We start from the raw sequence: 7217 nt of genomic DNA, 5'->3' as shown, positions 1-7217 counted from the left end.
ACAGTTGGCATTTGAAGCTCTCGCAATTGCGGCTCGTAGCGGTCGAGGGCGGCCAATAGACGATCCTGCCAACCCGGTGCCGGGTCCCATGCGGTCACCTCATGCGTGCCAGTAATGAACAATGCCACCCAGCTCGCGCCTATGGTTCCTGTGCCAATGCATGCGACGCGCATAGTTTACCTCATATCAATGGATCTGGAGAGTGACTTCTCAGGTGGGCTGCGAGAAAACCCGAAGAACCTGAAGCGATGACAACATTAGGCGCCAAGGGCCTCAAGCGTCATCCGGCATATGGTTGTGATGTCGTAGATAGGCAGCCCTGTCATACGACGGATTGCCGGCGTTATCGGCGGGAATCCAGTGCACGTGAACAGTAACGCAGCGATCTCCGGATGTGCGCCGCGGAGCCGGGCGACGCAAGCTGCCACATCATTCTCAATGTCGGCGATATCGGTCGGTTGCGGCGGACGCATGGACGCGTTTTCCAAAATCTTACCGCCTTCAATGCCGCCGATGACGATCCGATCCCGGTCGGCCTGATCACTGAGCCCAAGCAAATCATCTCGAAACACTCGTGAATCAGCTGTGACGACAGCGAGTTTGGCTTTGGGGGGCAGTTGGCGGAGCAGCGTCGGCACTAGGAGCAGACTGGACATTACGACCGGGACGCTTACAGCCGCAGCCACCGCCGCCTGATGCCGGACAGCAGAGCCGCAGTCCGAGGTGATTACGACCGCGCCCCGCTCTACGAGCCTCCGAGCTGCTGTCACAAAAGCCGGCTGGAGCGCAGGTTCGCCCAGCATGACAACATCCGCCCAAGCTCCTTCGACGGTTTCTGATATGACGGGAAAGTCGAAAGTAGCTGAACTAAACAGCGAGCCGGACGGCGGCGCCGGCGGCGTCACGCCGGGTGGCAAGGCAGGTTCCAAACCCAGAATTCCAAGGCAGCTCTCGATTTGCGACGTCATTCTGGCCTCCATCATCGTTCGCTGCATGGGATACCCCAGTGCGGTCATCCGCGCTTTTTGACGCCGAGAATTGACCGTGCTTCGGCAGGCGTGGCGACGCTGGCGCCCATGCGCTCAATGATCCCAACCGCATTGTCTACGAGCTCGGCATTGGATGCCAGCAGCCCTCGTCGGAGATAGATGTTATCTTCCAAACCCACCCGAACGTGCCCACCCATTGGCACCAACTGTCCAACCATCGGCATTTCATCTGCCCCGCAGCCAAATCCGCCCCAGACTGCCCCAAAAGGGAGAATCTCACGCATCGCCTGCACAGCGCTCGGCACAGCGGGAGCGCCATAACCTGTGCCGAGGCAAAATTGGAAAAGGGGCGGGCTGCCAATTATGTTTTCGGAGATGAGTTTCTTAGCGACTTCGATGTGGCCTAAATCGAAGCATTCGAGCTCGGGCTTGACACCAGCCTCGCGCATGAGTGCCGCCATCTGTCGCAGATCGGACATACGCGCAACAAAAATCCGCTCACCAAAAGCCATCGTTCCGCAATCTAGGGTGCTAAGCTCTGGCTGAAGTTTGACGGCATGGGAGCAGCGTCCAATTGCGTCCTTAAGTGTGCTAGTTTTCCTTATTTTTAAAGGATTCAAAGAATCAAGTTCAAGTTCACCATCCATTCCACAGGTTAAGTTGATGATGACGTCCGTCGCCGCGTCCCTAAGCTTCTTAACAACCTGTTCATAGAGCTCAATTCGGTTTGATGGGGCTCCCGTGTCAGGCTCACGGACGTGAATGTGCACAATCGCAGCCCCAGCCTTTGCAGCTTCCAGTGCAGCTTCCGCGATTTGCGATGGCGTTTTGGGGATATTTGGATGCTTCGCAAGAACCGCGCCCCCCCCTCCGGTGACCGCACAGGTGACAATGACTTTCCGGGACATCAGAAATCCTATTTCGGTATCTCTTAATTGTTTAGTCTGGCGCCAACACACTCGATGGTGCTACCGAGTGGTCACACAAGGGAAGGATAGGCATGGCGGCCGATCATTAAATCTGGCGTATTCTTCACGTGCGTCACGTATTGGTCAAATATTGATTGTCGCCGCCGATCATCTGGATGCGAGATGACTGTGCGCGGACGCTGGTCGGAGATCTAAAGCGCGTCGCGTTTGAACGAAATCAGGCGACGTCAGGTTGCCCCCGATGAGCCCTCGTTCATAGCTGGACTCTTCTCCTTGTTGAGCTGCTCCCCGTCTTTGGATCGCCCAGGCTGGAACTTCCGGGCTGATTTGATCCGATACCATTCTTTGGACCGCCGGAAGGTGGAGTTTTCCGGCTGTTTCACGATGGCGGGCTGACGGCGCCATCGGGATTGAGCAACGAGATCGGAACCTTGTGCCCGATTGCGCCATGGGGGCGCACCTCGTTGAACAACTCAGCGACGCAACACCCACGGGACCGGCCCGGAGCGCGAGCTTCTCTACGATGGCATCCTTGGGTGGGTAGCCAAGTCCATATTCACGAAGTGATCGATCGGAATGACGCAGCAGTCTTCTGCTGTAGCGTTTTCGGCCAAGCCTCGGATCGGTGGTTGGAGGTCCCGGCTTGGATGTTCGATCGGATCCTCAGTAAGAGTTGGCGCATCACGACTGCTCCGCACGTCGACCTTGCCGCGCTGGGCACCCTGGCGAAGCTGCTCCTCGACACCGGAGCCCCATCGCAATCGCCGGAGATGGGCGCAGCATTGGGCTCTCACGCGAATCGGGGAGATGTCCATGCCGCGCCAGCCCACGACATACCAGTTCGATCTGTTCTTGAAGCCGAACGACGCCAACACGGGGCAGACGCCGCAATGGCAGGCGCTGCCGGCCGCGACGCGCCGATCAGTGACGAAGCTGACGGTCAGCCTGATCCTCGGGCACGTCGACGGCGAGGGTGCCGTACAACGGGAGTGCGCGGATCATGATGCATGAGAAGATTGGGCCGCAGCATCTGGAGCGTAAAGCGATCCTGTATGTGCGGCAGTCGTCAGCCCATCAGGTCCTGCACAATCGTGAGAGCAGCATGCTTCAGTATGCGATGCGCGATCGCCTGACGGCGCTTGGCTGGTCTCGCGTAGAGACGATCGACGACGATCTCGGCCGTTCTGCCGCCGGCGGCGTCGCGCGTGCCGGCTTCGACCGGATGGTCGCCGAGGCCTGCCTCGGCAAGGTCGGTGCGGTTGCGGCGCGAGAAGTGTCTCGGTTTGCCCGTAACAGCCGCGACTGGCAGCAGCTCATCGAGATGTGCCGCGTCGTCGACACCGTGCTGGTCGACCAGGAGACGGTTTATGCGCCGCGGCAAGGCAACGATCGGCTGCTATTGGGGCTGAAGGGGAGCCTCAACGAGTATGAGCTCGATCTTCTGCGCCAGCGTTCCCTTTCCGCACGCTACGAGAAGGCCCGGCGCGGTGAACTCGTCGTGGCAGCTCCTGTCGGCTTCGCGAAGGTCGGCGATCGTCTTGAGAAGGATCCTGATCGGCGTGTGCAGGAATCCATTACCCTGGTGTTCGACAAGGTTGCTGAGCTCGGCAGCGCCCGTCAGGCCTTGATGTGGTTCCTCGAGCATGGGTTGGATTTGCCCGCCAAACGCAACAACGGCGATGTGGTCTGGCGCAGGCCGAACTATGCGACCATCCACCGCATGATCGACAACCCGATCTACGGCGGCGCCTACGCCTATGGTAAAACTCGTGTCGCGCCGGGATTTGGCCGATCCGCCGTTCGAGCAGGTATCCGACGCAGGACGCGCGAGGAATGGCTGGCGCTGATCCCACACAGCCATGAAGGCTATGTCAGTTGGGAAAGGGCAGAGGCGATCCGCAAGATGGTGAGCGACAACGGGGCGCCCAAGCATGGCGACGCTCTGCTTGCCGCGCTTGTCCGCTGCCGGCGCTGCGGCCGCAAGCCCACGCTGCGGTACACGGGCACCAAGCACAACATTCCGCGCTATTCCTGCTGGCGGGGTCTGCTCGACAATGGTGAGCCGCAATGCATCGCCTTTGGGGGACTGCGCGTCGATGATGCGATTGAGGAAGCGCTCCTGCGTGTCGTGGAGCCGGGAGCGATTGCTGCCGCTGCCGGAGCTGAGGCGCAAGCTGCCGATCGTCGTGACCAGGTCCGGGACGCCCTCAGTCGGGATCTTGAGCTGCCCGCTACGCCGCCGACCGGGCCTTCCGGCAATATGACGCGGCCGATCCCGAGAACCGGCTGGTCGCGGCGGAACTGGAAGCGCGTTGGAACCAGGCACTCATCCGTGTCGGTGAGATCGAGAGCAAGATCACCGCGCATGATGCCGCGACGGCCCGATATAGTCGGCATCGCGACGATCAGCCAGCGGCCGGTGACACTCATATCGGAGCCGCCAGCAGCTTGGGCAAGCGGACCAAATTGTAGGCCGCCAAGTTCAAGGTGAAGGCCGCGCCCACACGGGCGCATCCCATGCCGGCCGAGGCTTTGATCCAGCCGAACACCTCCTCGATCCGCTTGCGGCAGCGCTGGCTGGCATCATAGCCCGGATGGCGCTTCGTGCGGTCATCGATCGCCGTCACTTGAGGCTTGCCGGTTTTGCTCAGATGGCCGACGGCGATATGCGGCGTGACCTTGCGCTCGCGCAGGCCCTTGATGAACTGGCGCACGTCATAGGCGCCTTGTCGGCGCCCAGTGTGATGCGCCGCCGCAACGGTCTGCGATACAACATGGCGAGAGCGGCATCACGCTCGCCTGTGCCCCTGGCCTGGGTAATGCCACCATCGACCGCAAGCCCATGACGGTTCTCCATCAGCGCATGCCCCATATAACAGAGCCTCGCCGGCTGCCCGTCGCCCTTCTTGTAGAGCCGCGCCTGCGGGTCGCTCGTGCTCTGGTGTGTGTCGTTGGAGCGCTTCTCCTTATGAAAGCCGCGCTCAGCGTTGCGCCCCGCTCCATCCGGGCCGTTGTCGTCCCCGTCCTTGCGGCGGAAGCTCTTGATCGAAGCCCAGGCCTCGATCAGCGTCCCGTCCACCGAGAAGTGATCCGACGACAAAAGCCGCCGCGCCAGCACTTCTTCAACAGCCTGCTAAAGCGCTGACCACGTCTCGGCCCGACAGCTGAACCGGGGATCGAGCACAGGCACGTAGCGGAGAACGTATCGACGACCGTCAGCACGCGGATCTTCTTGCCCGTAGCGAGCTGATCGTGGACGAAGTCCATCGCCAGACCTCGTTCGGGCCCCTCTTGGCGGCCGTCCCGGAGCTTCGCGCTTCGGTGTTTTGTTCCTGAGCTGCAAGCCCAGATCCTTGTAAATGCGGTAGGTCGGCTTCATGTTGATGTCCCACCCTTCCCGCATGAGCTCACGTGGACACGTCGGTAGCCATAGCGAACGCGTGTCGCGCAAATGTCCTTGAGCCGAGCCTCGATGCCGGTCTGATCGCGGCGGCGGGACTTGTAGTGATAGGTCGACGTGTCGAACTTCAGAACCGGCAGGCCCGCCGGATCGTCTGGCGCCGGCCGAGCAAGACTTATCGGCCGCGATTGGCTGGCTGATTTCCTCGTTTCTAATTGATTTATGTAGATTTTTGCTTTCGTCACGGAGGTCTTTCCGGTATGCAATTTGGGTGTAGGAACAAGCTCCCTCAACCGCTGATTCCTAATTCCCTCGCCCGGATCGCCTTTCTGAAGGCGACCGTTTCGGCCCGTGACGCCACCATCGGTATTGATAGTCAATGGTCTTTTGCTTCGAACTTGTAATGACGGGCGCCTTAAGTGCCCGACGCACTCGATCAGAGGCGAATCTTCGATATCGCGTCGTTTGATGACCCATGGTGGCCTTTGCAATATGCTTGGCAGGAATGATTCCGGCGGCATTATAGGCACTGCGGAAGCGTGAATCGACGCCGAGCCCGGCAAGTTGCGTCTTGGCGGCGCCATGGCGCTCTTCGTCATCAATAGATCCAACCCTTTATCTTTTGAGCCCTTAGCGTTCGCAAAACGGCCTATCCAGCGTAGTCCAGAGCCTGTTATCAGCGATCGATCTGTAGATGCACGTCGGCTGGCCCCTCCGACCTTACAGCCGGCAGTGGTTAAAATTCTCGTGAGGTTGCCGGACGAGGTCTCATCTCCAACGAGCCCTCCTATAGGTTGCCCGGTTCCAAGGCTCCCTCGCAAGTATTCTCGGCTGATTTTTCATCGATGTGCAGCACTGAGGCTCAGGGTTTGAGCGGCCTCGCAAGGATCGCTATCATTTGATTGACGTCGACATGGATTCCAGACTTTACAGCGCAGACGACAGACGTAGTGGGAGCGCGAATATCGATCGCATCAGCCGACAGTGACTCCACGGGATAAACGACCCCTAAGAGATCTCCTTGCTTCACTTCATCCAGCACGGAGCAGCGAGGTTCGAAGATGCCGCGGGCCGGCGATTTCAGCTCGTCAGACAAGAGCGTTTCAAGTGTCCTGCTGGCTTTCCGTTGACGGAAAGTCGGACACTCGGCCTTTCCCTCTACGAGTCCGAGCGCGATTAGGGCGTTGCGTAGCCCGCTTTCATAGATCCCCAGCGCTTCGGAGCTGACCGTGCCGCCGCCGAATTCAGTACAAATGAATACCTTGCCTTTGCTATGCGCCCAAGTGTCGAACATTCCATTTGTGTCGGGGTGTTCCCAGAGCAATGTCACGGGTAATTTGAATGCCTCTGCCAATTGAAGCGTCTTGGCCATGAGATCCACATCACCAATGGGATGCGTGACGACTGCTGGTGGAAAATCCCATGTCGGCCCGAAACTGTGCAAATCGAATACCGTGTCGGCCATTGGCAACAACAGGCGCGAAACCGCATCGGCAATGCGTTCAGTTATCGATCCGACGGCGCGGCCGGGAAACACTCGATTAAGATTCAAGCCATCGATTGGCGAGTTTTGGCTCCATGCCTGCACCGCCGGCAGATTAAGCATCGGTACGATGATGACGCTTCCACAGGTTTGCGCTTTGGGCAGCCAGTCAACAAGCCGTCGTGCCAGGATTGGCCCTTGCAATTCGTTGCCGTGATTTCCGCCAGTGACAAGGAGGCGCGGTCCCTCCCCTTTATTGAGGCAGAAGACCGGAAGCGAAATAGCTTCGCAGTCGTTGCCTTTGGGGACAACAAGATGTCCCGTGGACATGCCAGGCGCGTCGAGATCAAACGTCAGGTATGGTGTTTCGCTCATTGTCAGCCGACCTTATGCACCCAAATAGCGAACGCTAGGGG

6 protein-coding genes and 2 pseudogenes are annotated in these 7217 nt (G+C 59.3%); 2 read left to right on the top strand and 6 right to left on the bottom strand.

The features are described from left to right. The 3 genes from FJ490_RS31950 to FJ490_RS31940 form a co-directional block, all read right to left on the bottom strand. Positions 1-173 (bottom strand): 3-hydroxyacyl-CoA dehydrogenase NAD-binding domain-containing protein (locus tag FJ490_RS31950; RefSeq protein ID WP_246676731.1); only part of this gene is annotated, 173 nt, incomplete at its 3' end. Between the two features lie 84 nt (positions 174-257). Next, positions 258-968, bottom strand: a complete 711-nt coding sequence (locus tag FJ490_RS32915) for a hypothetical protein (protein WP_181170840.1) — start codon at positions 966-968, stop codon at positions 258-260. 44 nt (positions 969-1012) lie between these two features. After that, positions 1013-1897 carry a 3-keto-5-aminohexanoate cleavage protein gene (locus tag FJ490_RS31940; RefSeq protein WP_064994923.1) on the bottom strand — a complete coding sequence of 295 codons (885 nt, stop codon included), beginning with the start codon at positions 1895-1897 and terminating at the stop codon, positions 1013-1015. An 834-nt stretch (positions 1898-2731) separates the two neighbouring features. On the opposite strand from FJ490_RS31940, the gene FJ490_RS31935 reads away from it, so the two are divergent. Next, positions 2732-2929 (top strand): hypothetical protein, encoded by a 198-nt coding sequence (locus FJ490_RS31935; protein ID WP_064994942.1) that lies wholly within the window; start codon positions 2732-2734, stop codon positions 2927-2929. Continuing rightward, positions 2919-4409, top strand: coding sequence for a recombinase family protein (locus FJ490_RS31930; RefSeq protein WP_224656313.1), 1491 nt, complete (start codon positions 2919-2921; stop codon positions 4407-4409). Before FJ490_RS31935 ends, FJ490_RS31930 begins: the two co-directional genes overlap by 11 nt. Here FJ490_RS31930 and FJ490_RS31925 read toward each other — a convergent pair. The 3 genes and pseudogenes from FJ490_RS31925 to FJ490_RS31915 form a co-directional block, all read right to left on the bottom strand. Further along, a pseudogene (locus tag FJ490_RS31925) lies at positions 4345-5027 on the bottom strand (transposase); the annotation flags it as partial. The gene FJ490_RS31930 and the pseudogene FJ490_RS31925 sit on opposite strands and share 65 nt — an antisense overlap. A 42-nt stretch (positions 5028-5069) precedes the next feature. Further along, a pseudogene (locus tag FJ490_RS31920) lies at positions 5070-5449 on the bottom strand (IS3 family transposase); the annotation flags it as partial. A 731-nt stretch (positions 5450-6180) separates the two neighbouring features. Beyond that, on the bottom strand, positions 6181-7176 hold the full coding sequence (locus FJ490_RS31915; RefSeq protein ID WP_064994928.1) for a succinylglutamate desuccinylase/aspartoacylase family protein: 996 nt from the start codon (positions 7174-7176) through the stop codon (positions 6181-6183). Between the last annotated feature and the right edge of the window lie 41 nt (positions 7177-7217).

The organism is Mesorhizobium sp. B2-5-11 (genome assembly GCF_006440835.1).
Taxonomy (GTDB): domain Bacteria; phylum Pseudomonadota; class Alphaproteobacteria; order Rhizobiales; family Rhizobiaceae; genus Mesorhizobium.
This window is presented reverse-complemented; position numbering and strand designations above follow the sequence as displayed.

Excerpts from the sequence above, each read along its gene's own strand:
- FJ490_RS32915 (WP_181170840.1), bottom strand. The coding sequence starts at position 968 with ATGACGTCGCAAATCGAGAGCTGCCTTGGAATTCTGGGTTTGGAACCT.
- FJ490_RS31940 (WP_064994923.1), bottom strand. The coding sequence starts at position 1,897 with ATGTCCCGGAAAGTCATTGTCACCTGTGCGGTCACCGGAGGGGGGGGC.
- FJ490_RS31935 (WP_064994942.1), top strand. The coding sequence starts at position 2,732 with ATGCCGCGCCAGCCCACGACATACCAGTTCGATCTGTTCTTGAAGCCG.
- FJ490_RS31930 (WP_224656313.1), top strand. The coding sequence starts at position 2,919 with ATGATGCATGAGAAGATTGGGCCGCAGCATCTGGAGCGTAAAGCGATC.
- FJ490_RS31915 (WP_064994928.1), bottom strand. The coding sequence starts at position 7,176 with ATGAGCGAAACACCATACCTGACGTTTGATCTCGACGCGCCTGGCATG.